At 72.0% G+C, this 15,422-nt stretch carries 18 protein-coding genes; 11 read left to right on the top strand and 7 right to left on the bottom strand.

Going from position 1 to position 15,422, the window contains the following annotated elements; genetic code table 11:
* Positions 1 to 114: 114 nt before the first annotated feature.
* Positions 115 to 1,065: a DMT family transporter gene (locus tag M8J74_RS28600; RefSeq protein ID WP_372500300.1), complete on the bottom strand. Its 951-nt coding sequence runs from the start codon at positions 1,063 to 1,065 to the stop codon at positions 115 to 117.
* Positions 1,066 to 1,127: 62 nt separating this feature from the next.
* Between M8J74_RS28600 and M8J74_RS28605 the strand changes: the two genes are divergently transcribed.
* Entirely contained in the window at positions 1,128 to 2,045 is a 918-nt protein-coding gene (locus M8J74_RS28605) for a LysR family transcriptional regulator (RefSeq protein WP_249839215.1), read from the top strand.
* Here the strand turns inward: M8J74_RS28605 and M8J74_RS28610 are convergent.
* On the bottom strand, positions 2,042 to 2,509 hold the full coding sequence (locus M8J74_RS28610; protein ID WP_058926642.1) for a pyridoxamine 5'-phosphate oxidase family protein: 468 nt from the start codon (positions 2,507 to 2,509) through the stop codon (positions 2,042 to 2,044). The genes M8J74_RS28605 and M8J74_RS28610 overlap by 4 nt on opposite strands.
* A gap of 146 nt (positions 2,510 to 2,655) precedes the next feature.
* Here M8J74_RS28610 and M8J74_RS28615 point away from each other — a divergent pair, with 146 nt between their 5' ends.
* On the top strand, positions 2,656 to 3,312 hold the full coding sequence (locus M8J74_RS28615) for a cysteine hydrolase family protein (RefSeq protein WP_249839216.1): 657 nt from the start codon (positions 2,656 to 2,658) through the stop codon (positions 3,310 to 3,312).
* On the opposite strand, the gene M8J74_RS28620 is transcribed toward M8J74_RS28615, so the two are convergent.
* Positions 3,299 to 3,802 carry a Rieske (2Fe-2S) protein gene (locus M8J74_RS28620; protein ID WP_249839217.1) on the bottom strand — a complete coding sequence of 168 codons (504 nt, stop codon included), beginning with the start codon at positions 3,800 to 3,802 and terminating at the stop codon, positions 3,299 to 3,301. The genes M8J74_RS28615 and M8J74_RS28620 overlap by 14 nt on opposite strands.
* A gap of 163 nt (positions 3,803 to 3,965) precedes the next feature.
* On the opposite strand from M8J74_RS28620, the gene M8J74_RS28625 reads away from it, so the two are divergent.
* From M8J74_RS28625 to M8J74_RS28655, 7 genes are all read left to right on the top strand, one after another.
* Positions 3,966 to 4,730, top strand: a complete 765-nt coding sequence (locus M8J74_RS28625) for a HipA family kinase (RefSeq protein ID WP_249839218.1) — start codon at positions 3,966 to 3,968, stop codon at positions 4,728 to 4,730.
* Positions 4,727 to 5,176 (top strand): DUF3037 domain-containing protein, encoded by a 450-nt coding sequence (locus tag M8J74_RS28630; RefSeq protein WP_249839219.1) that lies wholly within the window; start codon positions 4,727 to 4,729, stop codon positions 5,174 to 5,176. Before M8J74_RS28625 ends, M8J74_RS28630 begins: the two co-directional genes overlap by 4 nt.
* A gap of 125 nt (positions 5,177 to 5,301) precedes the next feature.
* Complete coding sequence (gene fabG / locus M8J74_RS28635; RefSeq protein WP_058926647.1) at positions 5,302 to 6,063, top strand: 3-oxoacyl-ACP reductase FabG; 762 nt, start codon at positions 5,302 to 5,304, stop codon at positions 6,061 to 6,063.
* Between the two features lie 14 nt (positions 6,064 to 6,077).
* Entirely contained in the window at positions 6,078 to 6,839 is a 762-nt protein-coding gene (locus M8J74_RS28640) for an SDR family oxidoreductase (RefSeq protein WP_058926648.1), read from the top strand.
* Between the two features lie 212 nt (positions 6,840 to 7,051).
* Positions 7,052 to 8,635, top strand: coding sequence for an ABC transporter substrate-binding protein (locus M8J74_RS28645; RefSeq protein WP_249839220.1), 1,584 nt, complete (start codon positions 7,052 to 7,054; stop codon positions 8,633 to 8,635).
* A gap of 106 nt (positions 8,636 to 8,741) precedes the next feature.
* The gene (gene ung, locus M8J74_RS28650) at positions 8,742 to 9,425 is read left to right on the top strand and encodes a uracil-DNA glycosylase (protein ID WP_058926650.1); all 684 of its coding nucleotides are present in this window, start codon (positions 8,742 to 8,744) and stop codon (positions 9,423 to 9,425) included.
* Between the two features lie 111 nt (positions 9,426 to 9,536).
* Entirely contained in the window at positions 9,537 to 10,058 is a 522-nt protein-coding gene (locus tag M8J74_RS28655) for a hypothetical protein (protein ID WP_249839221.1), read from the top strand.
* 75 nt (positions 10,059 to 10,133) lie between these two features.
* Here the strand turns inward: M8J74_RS28655 and M8J74_RS28660 are convergent, their stop codons facing one another.
* On the bottom strand, positions 10,134 to 10,622 hold the full coding sequence (locus M8J74_RS28660; protein ID WP_249839222.1) for a hypothetical protein: 489 nt from the start codon (positions 10,620 to 10,622) through the stop codon (positions 10,134 to 10,136).
* Positions 10,623 to 10,735: 113 nt separating this feature from the next.
* On the bottom strand, positions 10,736 to 11,248 hold the full coding sequence (locus M8J74_RS28665; protein WP_058926653.1) for a DinB family protein: 513 nt from the start codon (positions 11,246 to 11,248) through the stop codon (positions 10,736 to 10,738).
* A gap of 90 nt (positions 11,249 to 11,338) precedes the next feature.
* Between M8J74_RS28665 and M8J74_RS28675 the strand changes: the two genes are divergently transcribed.
* Both M8J74_RS28675 and M8J74_RS28680 read left to right on the top strand, forming a co-directional pair.
* The gene (locus M8J74_RS28675) at positions 11,339 to 12,442 is read left to right on the top strand and encodes an FAD-dependent monooxygenase (protein ID WP_372500304.1); all 1,104 of its coding nucleotides are present in this window, start codon (positions 11,339 to 11,341) and stop codon (positions 12,440 to 12,442) included.
* Between the two features lie 13 nt (positions 12,443 to 12,455).
* On the top strand, positions 12,456 to 13,361 hold the full coding sequence (locus M8J74_RS28680) for a Gfo/Idh/MocA family protein (protein WP_249839223.1): 906 nt from the start codon (positions 12,456 to 12,458) through the stop codon (positions 13,359 to 13,361).
* Here M8J74_RS28680 and lnt read toward each other — a convergent pair.
* Positions 13,285 to 14,850: an apolipoprotein N-acyltransferase gene (gene lnt / locus M8J74_RS28685; RefSeq protein WP_249839224.1), complete on the bottom strand. Its 1,566-nt coding sequence runs from the start codon at positions 14,848 to 14,850 to the stop codon at positions 13,285 to 13,287. The genes M8J74_RS28680 and lnt overlap by 77 nt on opposite strands.
* Before the next feature lie 70 nt (positions 14,851 to 14,920).
* Positions 14,921 to 15,397 (bottom strand): nuclear transport factor 2 family protein, encoded by a 477-nt coding sequence (locus tag M8J74_RS28690; protein WP_249839225.1) that lies wholly within the window; start codon positions 15,395 to 15,397, stop codon positions 14,921 to 14,923.
* Positions 15,398 to 15,422 lie beyond the last annotated feature (25 nt).

A 15,422-nucleotide genomic window follows, 5' to 3' on the forward strand; every position in this document is an offset into this window, starting at 1 on the left:
GCGTCCCGGCACCTACGCAAAGGGGCCGACCGCCACCCCCTCAGGGGCGCGGGGAACTGCGCGACCAGCCCCACCCAAGCCGCACCCGCCCACCCTCCCAAGCGCCCCACCCCCTCAGGCGCCCCCGCCCGCGCGCCCCCGCACCTGCGTCAGCGCCGCCCCCGCCAGCACGATCACCGCCCCCACCGGAGTGGACCACCTCAGCGACTCCCCGAGGATCGCGACCCCCGCCCCCGTGGCGATGACCGGAATGAAGTACGTGACCATCTGAGCCGTCGTCGGCCCGACCTCGGCGACCAGCCCGTACTGGATGAGAACGGCCAACCCGGTGCCCAACGCCCCCAACGCGGCGACGGCCAGCAGCGGCACCACCGCGATCCGCCCCGGCAGGTCCGTGAACAAGGGCGTCACCACAGCCAGTTGCACCGTCGCCAGCAGCAACTGCGCACCGGTCAGCGACAGATGCGAGTACCCGGACCCGGCCAGCGTGCGGCGGACGTAGATCCATCCGACCGGGTAGCTCAGCGAGGCCAGCAGCGCCATCGCCGTCCCCCTGCCGTCCAGCCCGTGGAACCCCTGCCACGCGCCGAGGACGGTCAGCACCCCCAGGAACCCGATCCCCAGCCCCGCCACCCGCACCCGGGACGGCCGGTCCTCGGACAGCGCGACCAGGGACAGCGCCATGCCCCACAGCGGCGAGGTCGCGTTGCAGATCCCCGCCAGCGTGGACGGGATCGTCAGCTCGGAGTACGCGAACAACGAGAACGGCAGCGCGTTCAGCAGGAACGCGGCCACCGCCAGATGCCCCCACGTCCGCAGCCCGCGGGGCAGCCGGGCCCGCTTCACCGCCATCGCCAGCGCGAGCACAACCGTCCCGAACACCAGCCGGCCCAGCGTGACCTGGAACGGCGCGTACCCGTCCGTCCCGACCTTGATCAGCAGGAAGCTGAAACCCCAGATCAGGGACAGGGCGCCGAAGCGCAGCCGCCAGTCGAGGGCGGGGCGGCGGACGGGGGCGGGCGCGGAGGTCCGGGCCGTGGTCGCGGTGGTCATGAGCGTAACCATGCGGCACGGCCATCTCGTAGCACAAGCGACATCTTCTCCAGGTATCTCGTAGCATCGCTTACATGTTGAACCTGGAGCGCCTGCGCACCCTCGACGCCCTCGCCCGGCACGGCTCGGTCAGTGGCGCGGCCGAGGGCATGCACGTGACGACCTCGGCCGTCTCGCAGCAACTGTCCAAGCTGGAAAGGGAGGTGGGACAGCAGCTCGTCGCCAAGAACGGCCGGGGTGTACGGCTCACCGACGCCGGCCGGCTGCTCGCGGAGCACGCGGCCCGCATCCTCTCCCAGGTCGAGCTCGCCCAGTCCGACCTGGAGGCGCACCGCGGGGAGGTGGTCGGCGAACTCCGCCTCGCGGCGTTCCCGACCGCCGCGCGCGGCCTGTTCCCCCTCGCGCTCGCGCAGCTGCGCAAGGCGCACCCGGGCCTGCGCACCACCTCGCGCGAGATGGAGCCCGAGCCGGCCGTGCTCGCCGTGATGCGCGGCGACTTCGACCTCGCCGTCGTCCTGGACTGGTACAACAGGCCGCTGCCGATGCCGGAGGGACTGGTCAAGGCCGTCATCCTCGACGACACCGCCGACGTGGCCATGCCGGCCGACCACCGGCACGCCGACCGCGCCGAGGTGGACCTGGAGGACTTCGCCGACGACGACTGGGTCACCTGGAACGAGAACGAGTTCTGCCACGAGTGGCTGATCCACACCCTGCGCTCCAAGGGCATCGAACCGCGCGTCGCCCACCGCGCCGAGGAACACCCCACCCAACTCGCGCTCGTCGGCGCGGGGTTGGGCGTGTGCGTGGCACCGAGACTGGGTCGCGGCCCGGTCCCGGAGGGCGTGCGCACCGTGCCCGTACGGCAGCCGGTACGGCGCCAGATCTACGCCGTCTGGCGCGCGGACGCCGACCGCCGCCCGTCGATCCGGGCGGCGGTGGAGGCGTTGCAGGAGGCAGGGCGGACCGTGAGTCAGGGCGGCAAACCCTAGGCAGGCCCCAGCTTGCGGAAGTCCCAGGAGACGATCTTGTCCGGGGTCAGCCGCACCCAGGCGTGCCGGCCGTCGTGCGGCATCTCCTCCAGACCGAAGTTCTTGCGGGCGAACAGCGTCTCGGGGACGTCCAGTTCGGCGCACAGCTCGCCGGTGCGCGGGAACTCGCCGACGAACTCGACCGATCCGGACAGCTCGACGCCGCGCAGCTCCTCGTACTCCTCGCCCGTGTCCACCACGATCGCCACCCGTGGGTCGCGGCGCAGGTCGGTCCACCGCTTGCTGCGCACGACGGAGTACAGCCACAACGACGTGCCGTCCCAGGCGAACCACAGGGTGCTGACGTGCGGAGCACCGTCCTTGGACACGGTGGCGACCCGGCAGGTGCGCTGGCTCACGAGGAACTCGTCCAGCTCGCCGGGCGTCATCATGATCTTCCGGCCCCGACGCTGAGTGACGGTCATGTGTCCCCCTCTTCTCTCACGTCGTGTCAGAGGAACTCGGATGATCCTCTGACATCACGTCAGAAAAGGATGGGTCGTCTTCCGTCCTCGCGCAATGGTGGCTACTCTCGCGCCCGCTGGGAACCCGCAGGCGACCAGGGGGAACCGTGCCGTCGTACGAAAAGCTCAGCGAACTCCTCGACCCCGCCACGACCGTGCTGCTCACCGTGGAGTGCCAGCAGGGCGTCGTCGGCCCCGACAGCGCCCTTCCTGAACTCGCCCGTGAGGCACGCGCGTCCGGCGTCCTCGCCAACATCGCACGACTGGTCGCCGCCGCGCACGCCTGCGGTGTCCAGGTCCTGCACGCCGTCGCCGAACGGCGTCCGGACGGCCGCGGCGCGAGCCGCAACGCCCGCCTCTTCCGGGCCGCCGAGCGCCTCCCCGTCCAGCAGCTGTCCGGCAGCGCGGCGGTCCGGGTGGCCGCCCCGATCGAGGTGACCGAGGAGGACCTCGTCGTACGACGGCTGCACGGACTGTCCCCGATCCAGGGCACCGACGTCGACGCGCTGCTGCGCAACCTGGGCTGCCGCACGCTCGTCGTCACCGGCGTCTCGGCCAACGTGGCGATCCCCAACGCCGTCTTCGACGCGGTCAACCGCGGCTACACCGCCGTGGTGCCGTCCGACGCCGTAGCGGGGGTCCCCTCCGACTACACCCCCGCGATGATCCGGCACACCCTCGCCCTGGTCGCCACGGTCGCGACCACGGACGAGGTGCTGGACTGCCTGCGACGGCCCGGGCGCGGCCGGGTCAGGACAGCGTGATCGAGTCCCCGCTCACGGTCACCTTCTCGGCCGTCAGCCCCGAGGTCGCCGGGCCCTTCTTCACGCTGCCGTCCTCGACGGAGAACTGACTGCCGTGGCACGGGCAGACGATGACGCCGTTCGCGATGCTGCTCACCGCGCACCCCGCGTGCGGGCACTTGGTCGAGAACGCCTTGAAGGTGCCCGAGGCGGGCTGGGTGACCACCACGGCCTGGTCCTTGAAGATCTTGCCGCCGCCCTCGGGGATGTCGGCGGTCTTCGCCAGGGCAGCGCCGCCGCCCGAGCCGGCCGAGGCGCTCGCACCCGTGTCGCCGGTGGTGCCGCCGGTCGTGTTCGCGCCGGCCTGGGTGTTCGAGCCGGACGAGGCGGAGTCGTCGTCGGAGGAGCCGCACGCGGTCAGCGCGACGGCGAGCCCGGCCGCGCCGACCGCCGCCACGACGGTCCGGCGGCCGGGCGCCGCGGTGGGGGGAAGCGATTCGCTGGTCGTCATGCCGACGTCCCTTCATAGCAAGCTTCGTAGATCTGGACAGGGGTACGGGCCGGAGCCGTTGGTTGTTCAGCCGATGTAGACGCTGTCGAGATCTAAACGCGTTCGAGTTCAGGTCGGGGTAAACCCGAGCTGTCGGTTCGCTGTCGGCCAGTAACCTGGGGCGATGCTCAAGGAAGTCATCGCGACCCGGTACATCACGCCCCTGCGCGAGGGCGGCTCGCTGCCGGGACTCGTCGAGGCGGACGACTTCGGGACGTACGTCATGAAGTTCACCGGCGCCGGACAGGGCCGCAAGACCCTGGTCGCCGAGGTCGTCTGCGGCGAACTCGCCCGCCGGCTGGGCTTCAGGATGCCCCGCCTGGTGACGCTCGACCTCGACCCGGTGGTGGGCCTCGGCGAACCGGACCAGCAGGTGCAGGAGCTGCTGCGGTCCAGCGGCGGCACCAACCTCGGCATGGACTTCCTCCCGGGCGCCCTCGGCTTCGACCCGCTCGCCTTCGAGGTGAGCCCCGAGGAGGCCGGCCGGGTGCTGTGGTTCGACGCGCTGATCAACAACGTCGACCGCTCCTGGCGCAACCCCAACCTGCTGATGTGGCGCGGCGAGCTGTGGCTCATCGACCACGGCGCCACCATGATCTGGCACCACAACTGGCCCGGCGCCGAGGCCTCCGCCGCCCGCCCCTACGACGCCTCCGACCACGCCCTGAGGTCCTTCGCGCCGGACATCGCCGGGGCCGCGGCCGAGCTGGCCCCGCAGGTCACCGAGGACCTCCTCGCCGAGGTCACCGCCGAGGTCCCGGACGTCTGGCTGGCCGGCGAGCCCGGCTTCGACACGCCGGACGACCTCCGGCGCGCCTACGCCCGGCCGCTGCTGGCCCGGGCCACGTCCGTCCACGAGCGCATCACGGGAATCGAGGCAGGCAAGTGAGCGAACGCCACATCCACATGGCCGGCTCCGTGGTCGAGCGGCACATCATCCGGGGCAGCGAGGCCAACGACCGGGACGTCTTCGAGTACGCGCTGCTGCGCGTCGTGCCCCGCGCCGAGCGCGGCGAGTGCATCAACGCCGGCGTCCTGCTGTACTGCCGCGCGAAGGCGTACGTCGGCGCCCGCACCCACCTCGACGAGGCGCGGCTGCTCGCCCTCGACCCGCGGGCCGACGTGGCCGGGATCCGGGCGGCGCTCGGCGCCGTCGAGCGGGTCTGCGGCGGGGGAGAAGCGGCCGGGCAGGCCGCCGGCGAGGACGCCGGACGGCGTTTTCGGTGGCTCGTCGCGCCGCGCTCCACGGTCGTGCGGCCCGGACCGGTGCACACTGGGCTCACCGCCGATCCGGCGGCCGAGACGGAGCGACTGCTCGACCTGCTCGTGAGGTAATCGATCACACCGGGCTCGTGTGGCGTTGACACCGCGTGCCAGGGCTTCTAGCGTCACGTGCGACGAAGGTACTAAGCGGTCGCTCACCGCGCCGCAGGTTCTCTCGAGGGCGAGGAGAAGCAGCAATGTCCACCACTGAGCAGCGGGTAGCCGTGGTCACCGGCGGAGCACGCGGCATCGGGGCCGCCACCGCCGTACGACTGGCCGCCGAGGGCCGCGCGGTCGCCGTCATCGACCTCGACGAGGGTGCCTGCAAGGACACCGTCGAGAAGATCACCGCGGCCGGCGGCAAGGCCATCGCGGTCGGTTGCGACGTCTCCGACGAGGCGCAGGTCGAGGCCGCCGTCGCCCGCATCGCCGAGGAACTCGGCGCGCCGACCATCCTGGTCAACAACGCGGGCGTGCTGCGCGACAACCTGCTGTTCAAGATGAGCGTCTCCGACTGGGACACCGTCATGAACGTCCACCTGCGCGGCGCCTTCCTGATGTCGAAGGCCTGCCAGAAGCACATGGTCGACGCGGGCTTCGGCCGCATCGTCAACCTGTCCTCCTCCTCGGCGCTCGGCAACCGCGGCCAGGTCAACTACTCGGCCGCCAAGGCCGGTCTGCAGGGCTTCACCAAGACCCTCGCCAAGGAGCTCGGCAAGTTCGGCGTCACCGCCAACGCCGTCGCCCCCGGCTTCATCGCCACCGAGATGACCAAGGCCACCGCCGACCGCGTCGGCATGGGCTTCGAGGACTTCAAGGCCGCCGCGGCCACCCAGATCCCCGTCGCCCGGGTGGGCGAGCCGGACGACATCGCCAACGCCATCGCCTTCTTCACCGGCGAGGCGGCCGGATTCGTCTCCGGCCAGGTGCTGTACGTCGCCGGCGGACCGCTCGACTAGGAGAACCCCCAGCCATGACTGAACTGCCCGCACTCTCCGGCAAGGTCGCCCTCGTCACGGGCGCCAGCCGCGGCATCGGCTACGGCGTCGCCGAGGCGCTCGTCGCCCGCGGCGACCGCGTGGCCATCACCGGCCGCAACGAGGACGCCCTCAAGGAGGCCGTCGACCAGCTCGGCGCCGACCGTGTCATCGGCATCGCCGGCAAGGCGCACGACCTGGACCACCAGGCCGAGGCCGTCGCGCGCACCATGGAGGCCTTCGGCCGCGTCGACTTCCTGGTCAACAACGCCGGCACCAACCCGGTGTTCGGCCCGATCGCCGACCTCGACCTGAACGTGGCGCGCAAGGTCTTCGAGACCAACGTGATCTCCGCGCTCGGCTTCGCGCAGAAGACCTGGCACGCCTGGCAGAAGGACAACGGCGGCGCCATCGTCAACATCGCCTCCGTCGCGGGCCTCGCGCCCTCGCCCTTCATCGCCGCCTACGGCGTCAGCAAGGCCGCGCTGATCAACCTGACGCAGCAGCTGGCGCACGAGTTCGCGCCCAAGGTGCGGGTCAACGCGATCGCCCCGGCCGTCGTCAAGACCAAGTTCGCCCAGGCCCTGTACGAGGGCCGGGAGGCCGAGGCGGCCGCCGCCTACCCGCTCGCCCGGCTCGGCGTGCCGTCCGACATCGGCGGCGCCGCGGCGTTCCTCACCTCCGAGCAGTCCGACTGGGTCACCGGCCAGACGCTCGTGGTCGACGGCGGCATCTTCCTGAACGCCGGAGTGGGCTGAGAAACCCGCCCGCGAGGGTAACGATCGGGCACCCGAGGGCGCCGTTTCCTTGACGGAAACGGCGCCCTCGTCGTCGTACGGAAGGGGTGCGCGGCGATGACAACGTCGTCATAAACAAGCTGATCAAGCCCCTTGTACGCGGCGGGTTCAACCCCCGTTGCCCTGCGGTATGGTCTGCCGACCCTTGGTACGGCAGATCGAGGAGCGAGCGCGTGTTCAACCGGAAGCGACGCCTGCGTCAGGCGGCGGCCATCGCGTCCATATCGTCCCTGGTGACCGGCTGCGGGGTCCTGTCGTCGGACTCCTCCGACAGCAAGGGGCCGATCACCGTCGGCACCACCAGCGCCCCCAGCACACTGGATCCCGCCGCCTCCTGGGACCAGTCCTGGGAGTTGTTCCGGAACATTTACCAAACGCTCCTCAGCTACCCGTCGGGCGCGACCACTCCGCAGCCCGACGCGGCGGAGAGCTGCCGCTTCGCGGACAGTTCGAACAGAACGTACAGATGCCGGCTGCGCTCCGGCCTGAAGTTCTCCGACGGGCACACGCTCGACGCCGCGGCGGTGAAGTACTCCATCGACCGCATCAGGAAGATCAACCTCAACGGCGGCCCCGCGGGCCTGCTCGGCAGCCTCGACCGGGTCCAGGTGCTCGGCGACAGCGAGATCGTCTTCCACCTCAACAAGCCGGACGCCACCTTCCCGTTCGTGCTCGCCACGCCCGCGATGTCCATCGTGGACCCGGAGGAGTACCCGGCCTCCTCCCTGCGCAAGGACGACAAGATCTACGGCTCCGGGCCGTACACCCTGCGCTCCTACGAGGACGGCAAGCGGGCCGAACTCGCCAGGAACGACAGCTACAAGGGCGCCGCCGAGCGCAAGAACGACGCGGTGACCATCCGCTACTACCGGGAGTCGGCCCCCATGGTCGCCGACCTCAAGAAGGGCAGCCTCGACGTCGCCTTCCGCGGCCTCGACGCCGACGACATCGTCGGGCTGCAGAAGCACAACACCGACGGCAGCCTGCAGCTCATCGAGGGCTCCGGCATCGAGATCAACTACCTGGTCTTCAACCCCAAGGACCCCTGGGCCGGGAAGGCCGCGGTGCGCAAGGCCGTCGCCCAGGTCATCGACCGCGGCGCCATCGCGCACAAGGTCTACAAGGACACCGTCGAACCGCTGTACTCGATGGTCCCCAAGGGCCTGACCGGTCACACGACCGACTTCTTCGACGACTTCGGCAGCCCCAGCGCGGCCAAGGCCCGCAAGATCCTCACCACCGCCGGCATCACCCAGCGCGTCCCGCTCACCCTCTGGTACACCAGCGACCGCTACGGCTCGCAGACCAAGCCGGAGTTCGCCGAGATCAAGCGCCAGCTGGAGGACTCCGGCCTGTTCACGGTGACCCTCAAGGACCGGCCCTGGAAGACGTACGTCACCGGCTACCAGAAGGGCGAGTACCCGGTCTTCGGGCGCGGCTGGTTCCCCGACTTCCCGGACCCCGACAACTTCATCGCGCCCTTCGTGGGCAAGCAGAACGCCCTCGGCACGCCCTACCCGGCGCCCGAGATCACCGGCGTGCTGCTGCCCCGCTCGCGCAGTGTGAGCGACCGCGCCAACGTCGTCTCGGACTTCGAGCAGGCGCAGAAGATCCTCGTCGAGGACGCCCGGTTGCTGCCGTTGTGGCAGGGCAAGCAGTTCGTGGCCGCCAGCGACGACATCTCCGGCGCGGAGCAGGCGCTCGACCCGTCGACGATCATGATGATGGGGCAGCTGTCCCGCAAGACCAGCTGGTAGCGGGCGGATCTCGGTGAGCGCGGGGCCGTTGTCAGTGGTCGCCTGTAGGTTCTGAGACCTGGAAGTGACCGCACACCGTTCCACCGCACACCGTGAGGAAGTTGACGTGACCGACATCGCCATGCTGCCCGAGTCCTGGCGCGGGGTTCTGGGCGACGAGCTGCAGCAGCCCTACTTCAAGGAGCTGACGGAGTTCGTCGAGGAGGAGCGGGCGAAGGGTCCCGTCTATCCGCCGCGCGAGGAGGTCTTCGCCGCGCTGGACGCCACCCCCTACGACCAGGTGAAGGTCCTGATCCTCGGTCAGGACCCCTACCACGGCGAGGGCCAGGGACACGGCCTGTGCTTCTCGGTCCGCCCCGGTGTGAAGATCCCGCCCTCCCTGCGCAACATCTACAAGGAGATGCACGAGGAGCTCGGCACCCCCGTCCCGGACAACGGCTACCTGATGCCGTGGGCCCAGCAGGGCGTCCTGCTGCTGAACGCGGTGCTCACGGTCCGCTCCGGCGAGGCGAACTCGCACAAGGGCAAGGGCTGGGAGAAGTTCACGGACGCGGTGATCCGCGCGGTCGCCGAGCGCCCCGACCCGGCGGTCTTCGTGCTGTGGGGCAACTACGCGCAGAAGAAGCTCCCGCTGATCGACGAGACGCGGCACGCGGTGGTCAAGGGCGCGCACCCCTCGCCGCTGTCCGCGAAGAAGTTCTTCGGCTCCCGTCCGTTCACGCAGATCAACGAGGCCGTGGCGCGGCAGGGCCACGAGCCGATCGACTGGACGGTGCCGAACCTGGGCTGAGCGCCGCCGGGCCGGTTCCGCACCGGACCGGCCCGGTGCCGCCTGACCGCGAATGCCGGTCGCTGCGGTTAGCGTCGGTCAGCAGTAGCCGACGAGTGGGCGGAGTGCGCGGTGGCCAAGGGACAGGAGCAGACGGCGCCGGACGCCGTGCTGACACGCATCGGACAGGTCGTCATCCTGCACCACGCCGGAGACCGCGAGGAGGCCCGGCACCGCTTCCTCGAGCTGTGGGCCGAGATCGGCACGGACGGCGACCCGCTGCACCGCTGCACCCTGGCCCACTACATGGCCGACGCCCAGGACGACCCGTCCGACGAGCTGGCCTGGGACCTGAGGGCACTGACGGCCGCGGAGGAACTGTCCGGGGGGCGCTGCGCCGGGCACGTGAGCGCCCCCGCGGTGCGGGCGCTGTACCCCTCCCTGCACCTGAACCTGGCCGCCGACTACCTCAAACTCGGCCGCGACGGTGCCGCCCGTACCCATCTGCGCCGGGCCAGGACCGCCGCCGGCTCGCTCGGCGACGACCGGTACGGCGACGGCGTGCGGGCGGCCATCAGCCGGCTGGAGTCCAGCCTGGGGGAGCGGGGCGCCGACGGGGACGGACCATGGGGGCCGCCGAGGCAACGGCCCTGACGGGGCGGGGGCGCTTCCGAATACTTCCCGGCGCCTCCCGGCGTCTGCGATCGCTTCCCGGCGCCCCGCGGAGGCTCAACGCCCGTACGCCTGCTTGCAGATGACCGACTCCGGGCTGTCCGCACGCCAGCCGCCGTACCGCCGGCCCAGCGCGCACAGGTCCTTCGTGTTCTTCGGCACCGACCCGCCCACGTCCGGGACCTTGACGCGCGGCGGCTGAGGCTGGTGCCGGTGGTGCGGCTGCGGCGCCCGGGGGTGGGGCCGCGGACGGGAGCGGGGCGCGGGCGGCCGCTCGGCCGGCGCGGGCGCCTTCGCCACCGGTCCGTGGTGCCGCGGTGTCCTGGGCTCCGGCCGCCGGGACGGGCCGATCATCTCCAGCGCCTCCTTGGCCGGCGCCTGCACGGTCTGCTGCTCGCGCTCACCGTCCGGGCGCGGCGCCGACGGCTGGGACGGTGCCGTCGGCGGCGGGCCGGGGACGGGCGGGCGCTGGACCGTCACGCAGCCGGTGAGGGCCGCGACAGCGACGGTGACCAGGAGCGCTGCGGTGGTCGTCGTTCGATGCACCCGCGCAACGATGGCGTCTCGGCCCGTCCCGCGGAACAGCGGACGGGCGGAGGATGCCCCGCACGGGTGATCTCCGGCCCCGTACGGAGGGCGCGCGGGCGGCCGGGCTGACGTCAGTCGCCGGTGGCGCCGTCGATCCGCTCGCGGAGCAGGTCGGCGTGGCCGTTGTGGCGGGCGTACTCCTCGATCATGTGGGTGTAGATCCAGCGGAGGTTGAACTGCTCGCCGGTGCGCCGGTGCCGGCCCTTGGAGAGGTCGTCCAGGCCGAACCCGGCCGCGATGCGGCGCGCGGCCTCGATCTCGGTCTGCCAGGTCTCTTGCGCCTGCGCCCAGGTGTCCGCCTCGGTGAGATGGAACTCGCCGTCGGGGTCCTCGTCGGTGAAGTGGATCGGGCCCGCGTCCTCGTCCGCGAGGACCCGTCGGAACCAGCCGCGCTCCACGTCCGCCATGTGCCGTACCAGCCCCATCAGCGACAGCGTGGACGGCTCCACGGAGGCGGTCCTCAGCTGGGCGTCGGTCAGGCCCTCGCACTTCCAGGCCAGCGTCTGCCGGTGGTACTCCAGCCAGCCCTCCAGCATGGTGCGTTCGTCGGCGGTGGTCGGGGGTTCACGGCGTTCGGTCGTCATGGGGGCATCCTCGTCCAACCCGCCCGCCGTCACCACGGGTTATCGGCCGCCCAGCATGCCGTCGAGCAGTTCCCGCAGCCCCGCCCGGACCTGCTCCGGGCTCGGCGTCTCGGCGTTGAAGGACCCCGCCACGCAGGAGAACACCAGCCCGTCCGCCCAGGCCACGCCCTGCGCGCCCTGGACGTCATCGGCCTGGGCGACGAGATCCGGGACCTCGCCGCCTGGCAGGGTGACGGCGGACTGCGCACCCCGTCCGGCCGCCGGCTCTCCCGCACCAGCGCGGAGGCCGCAGCCCGGCGCTTCAGCGGCCCCCTGGCCCTGCTGCACCGGGCCACCCTCATCCACAGCCTGGCCGCGCTGCTCCCGCCGGGCACAGTCCGCACGGACGCCGCCGCGACCCTCGCCGACCCGGGCGACGTCGGCCGCCCGGCCCGCGTGCGCACCCGCGACGGCGAACTGGAGGCCGACCTGGTCGTCGCCGCGGACGGCATCCACTCCGCCGTACGCGAGCGTCTCTTCCCCGAGCACCCCGGCCCCGTCCACTCCGGCTTCACCACCTGGCGGGTGGTCGTCCCGCTCCCCGGCGTCGGATTCGCCTCGCACGAGACCTGGGGAAGGGGCTGCCTGTGGGGCACGCACCCGCTCAAGGACGGCCGGGTGTACGCCTATGCCGCGGCCGTCGCCCCGGCGGGCGAGCACGCGCCCGACGAGCGGGCCGGACTGCTGCGGCGCTTCGGCCACTGGCACGACCCGATCCCCGCCGTCATCGCCGCCACCCGCCCCGAGGACGTCCTGCGTCACGACGTCCACCACCTCGCCGCACCGCTGCCCGCCTTCCACCACGGCCGGGTCGCCCTGCTCGGCGACACCGCGCACCCCATGCCGCCGACGCTCGGCCAGGGCGGCAACCAGGCCGTCGAGGACGCGATCGTGCCGGCACACCACGCCGACGCGCTCGCCGCCTGCACGGCGGCCCGCCTTCCCCGTACGACCGCCATCACCCGCCAGGCGGTCCGGGCGGCCCGGTTCAGCATGAGCACCGGCCGCGCCCCGACGGCCGTCCGGGACACGGCCCTCGCCGCACTCTCGCGCGCCGTACCCGGGCTCCTGCTGCGGGGCTTCGCCTCCGTAGCCGACTGGCGGCCGCCGCAGCCGCCGTATGCTTCCGGCAGGAGCACGGCAGGCAAGCGCTAGAGGAGAACACCCCGTGAAGGTCGGCTGCATCGGACTCGGCGACATCGCGCAGAAGGCCTACCTTCCGGTGCTCGGCGCCCTGGCCGGGGTCGAGCTGCACCTGCAGACCCGCACGCCCGCCACGCTCGACCGGGTGGCCGACGGCCTGCACCTCCCGGCCGAGCGCCGCCACCGCGACCTCGACTCCCTCCTCGCCCAGGACCTCGACGCCGCCTTCGTGCACGCGCCCACCCTCGCGCACCCCGAGATCGTCACGCGGCTGCTCGAAGCAGGGGTGCCGGCCTACGTCGACAAGCCGCTCGCCTACGAACTCGCCGACTCCGAACGGCTGGTGGCTCTCGCCGAGGAGCGCGGCGTGTCCCTCGCCGTCGGCTTCAACCGGCGCTACGCACCCGGCTACGCGCAGTGCGCCGACCATCCGCGCGAGCTGATCCTCATGCAGAAGAACCGGATCGGACTGCCGGAGGAGCCCCGGGCGATGATCCTCGACGACTTCATCCACGTCGTCGACACGCTGCGGTTCCTGGTGCCCGGGCCCGTCGACGACGTGACGGTCCGCGCGCGCGTGGAGGACGGGCTCCTGCACCACGTGGTGCTGCAACTGGCCGGCGACGGCTTCACCGCGCTCGGCGTGATGAACCGGCTCAGCGGCTCCGCGGAGGAGATCCTGGAGGTGTCCGGGCAGGACACCAAGCGTCAGGTGGTCAACCTCGCCGAGATAGTCGACCACAAGGGTCAGCCGACCGTGCGGCGGCGCGGGGACTGGGTGCCGGTGGCCCGCCAGCGCGGCATCGAGCAGGCCGTCCTGGCCTTCCTCGACGCGGTACGCGCGGGCAAGGTGCTCAGCGCCCGGGACGCACTGGCGACTCACGAACTGTGCGAGCGGGTGGTACGTGCGGTCGTGGACCGGGCCGCCTGAGCCGGACCGCCCGCACCCCCTGCGCCGCGCACCACACGGCGAGGATCAGGATCGCGCCCTGCACCGGCCAGTCGCCGTAGCGGGCATACGGGGTGACCCCGTGGGCCAGCGGGATCTCGAACACCGCGGACGAGCTGCGGTCCGTCCCCACCCACGACCCGATACGCTGCCCGCTCGGACCGTAGACGGCCGACACTCCGGTCAGCGTCGCGTGCACCATGGGACGGCCGGTCTCGGCGGCGCGCAGAGCGGCCAGCGAGGCGTGCTGCTCGGGCGCCCAGCTCTGCTGGAACGACGACGTCGCCGACTGCGCGATCAGCAACTCGGCGCCGTCCTGGGCGAGATGGCGGCTCATGTCGGGGAACGCCGACTCGAAGCAGACCATCGGGCCGACGCGCAGCCCGTGCCCGACGTTCATCACGACCTGTGCCGTGCCGCGCCTGCGGTCCTCGCCGGCCGCCTTGCCGACGGAGGTGACCCAGCCGAGCAGCGAGCGGGCCGGTATGTACTCGCCGAAGGGCACCAGCCGCATCTTGTCGTAGCGGTCGCCGGTGAGGCCGTGCGGGCCGACGAGGACGGAACTCTTGTATATGCCGGGCCGGTCGGAGCGCCGCGCGTCCACGTTGACGAGGATGTCGGCCTTCGTCTGCCGGGACAGCGCGGCGATGCGCCGGGCGAGGTCGGGCCGCTGCCCGAGGTCGTAGCCGACGCTGCTCTCGCCCCACACGATGAGGTCGAGGCCGCGCCCGGCGAGTTCGCGGGTCAGCCGCTCCTCGCGGTCGAAGCGCCGGTCGGGACCGTCGACGACACCGGGCTGCACCACCGCGACCCGCACCCGGCCGTCGATGTCCGGACGCGGCGACCACACCCACGCCGCGGAGGTGGCCGCGGCCGTCGCGACGATCCCGGCGACGGCCGGCACCCGCGACTCGCGTACGCACACCAGTACCGCGACGGCCACGTTCACGGCCACCACCAGGAAGCTCAGCAGCCACACCCCGCCGACCGAGGCGAGCCGCAGCGCCGGCTCCACCTGCCACTGACTGGAGCCCAGCACGCCCCAGGGGCCGCCCAGCCCCTGCCACGAGCGCACCAGCTCCACCATCAGCCAGGCCGACGGCACGACGAGAAGGCCGGCCAGGATCTGCCCCGGCCCGGGCACCCCGCCCAGGAAACGGCGCACCAGCCAGCCCCACGGCACCCACAGCGCGCCCAGGAGCGCCGCCAGCACGAAGATGAAGACGTTCAGGCTCGGCAGCAGCCAGTGGTGCACCGCCACCATGTACCCGAACCCGCCGCACCAGCCGTCGTACGCCGCCCGTTTCCCGGTCGGCGCGGAGCGGACCAGCACGATCCACGGCACGAGGGCGACGTACGCGAACCACCACAGCGACGGCGCGGGGAAGGCGAACATCGGCAGGGCGCCGGTCAGCGCGGCGACCGCCGAGCGACGCCACGGAGAGGCGAGCCATGGACCCAAGGTCTTCATACGGCCCCTCTCTACCCAGCTATGCCTCCAGTGTGCGTGTTTTCCGTGATCCGGGACAGAGCGGCCGAGATCATTCGGCCACGGACGCGGGCCGGGGCCCGGCCGTGCGCCGCCACTTCTCCTCGACGACGACCTCCGTCAGCCGCCAGCCGTCGTCCGTGCGCAGCAGGGCGAAGGCGTAGCGCCCGCCGCACACGAAGTCGGGCACGGAACCGTCCGGATCGAATCGCATCGGATTGACGTAGTCGGCCCGCACCCGGGCCGTGTCGCCGGTGTCCTGCTCCAGGGTTCCGAAGCGCACCCGGCGGTTGACGATGAGATGCTGCCGCATCGGGAAGAGCAGCATGCTCTCGGCGAGCCAGCCGGCGACGGTCACCGCGTCCCCCTCGATGCCGCCCGCCGAGCGGTAGTCGGCGCGCCCGTCGGGCGCGAACAGCCCCCGGTACCCCTCCCAGTCGCCGTCGTCCACCGCCGTCGCGTAGTCGGTGACCACCTCGTCGACGGCCAGCCGGTCCATCACGGTCGCGAGCTCCACACGCTGCGTCATCGGCTCAGTGTTGGGCATGAGGCGG

Origin of the sequence: Streptomyces panaciradicis (genome assembly GCF_023516615.1) — a bacterium.
GTDB lineage: Bacteria > Actinomycetota > Actinomycetes > Streptomycetales > Streptomycetaceae > Streptomyces > Streptomyces panaciradicis.

Coding starts and splice junctions, on each gene's coding strand:
- lnt (WP_249839224.1), bottom strand. CDS start 14,850: ATGAAGACCTTGGGTCCATGGCTCGCCTCTCCGTGGCGTCGCTCGGCG.
- M8J74_RS28620 (WP_249839217.1), bottom strand. CDS start 3,802: ATGACGACCAGCGAATCGCTTCCCCCCACCGCGGCGCCCGGCCGCCGG.
- M8J74_RS28600 (WP_372500300.1), bottom strand. CDS start 1,065: ATGGTTACGCTCATGACCACCGCGACCACGGCCCGGACCTCCGCGCCC.
- M8J74_RS28665 (WP_058926653.1), bottom strand. CDS start 11,248: ATGACGACCGAACGCCGTGAACCCCCGACCACCGCCGACGAACGCACC.
- fabG (WP_058926647.1), top strand. CDS start 5,302: ATGTCCACCACTGAGCAGCGGGTAGCCGTGGTCACCGGCGGAGCACGC.
- M8J74_RS28610 (WP_058926642.1), bottom strand. CDS start 2,509: ATGACCGTCACTCAGCGTCGGGGCCGGAAGATCATGATGACGCCCGGC.
- M8J74_RS28605 (WP_249839215.1), top strand. CDS start 1,128: ATGTTGAACCTGGAGCGCCTGCGCACCCTCGACGCCCTCGCCCGGCAC.
- M8J74_RS28640 (WP_058926648.1), top strand. CDS start 6,078: ATGACTGAACTGCCCGCACTCTCCGGCAAGGTCGCCCTCGTCACGGGC.
- M8J74_RS28625 (WP_249839218.1), top strand. CDS start 3,966: ATGCTCAAGGAAGTCATCGCGACCCGGTACATCACGCCCCTGCGCGAG.
- M8J74_RS28690 (WP_249839225.1), bottom strand. CDS start 15,397: ATGACGCAGCGTGTGGAGCTCGCGACCGTGATGGACCGGCTGGCCGTC.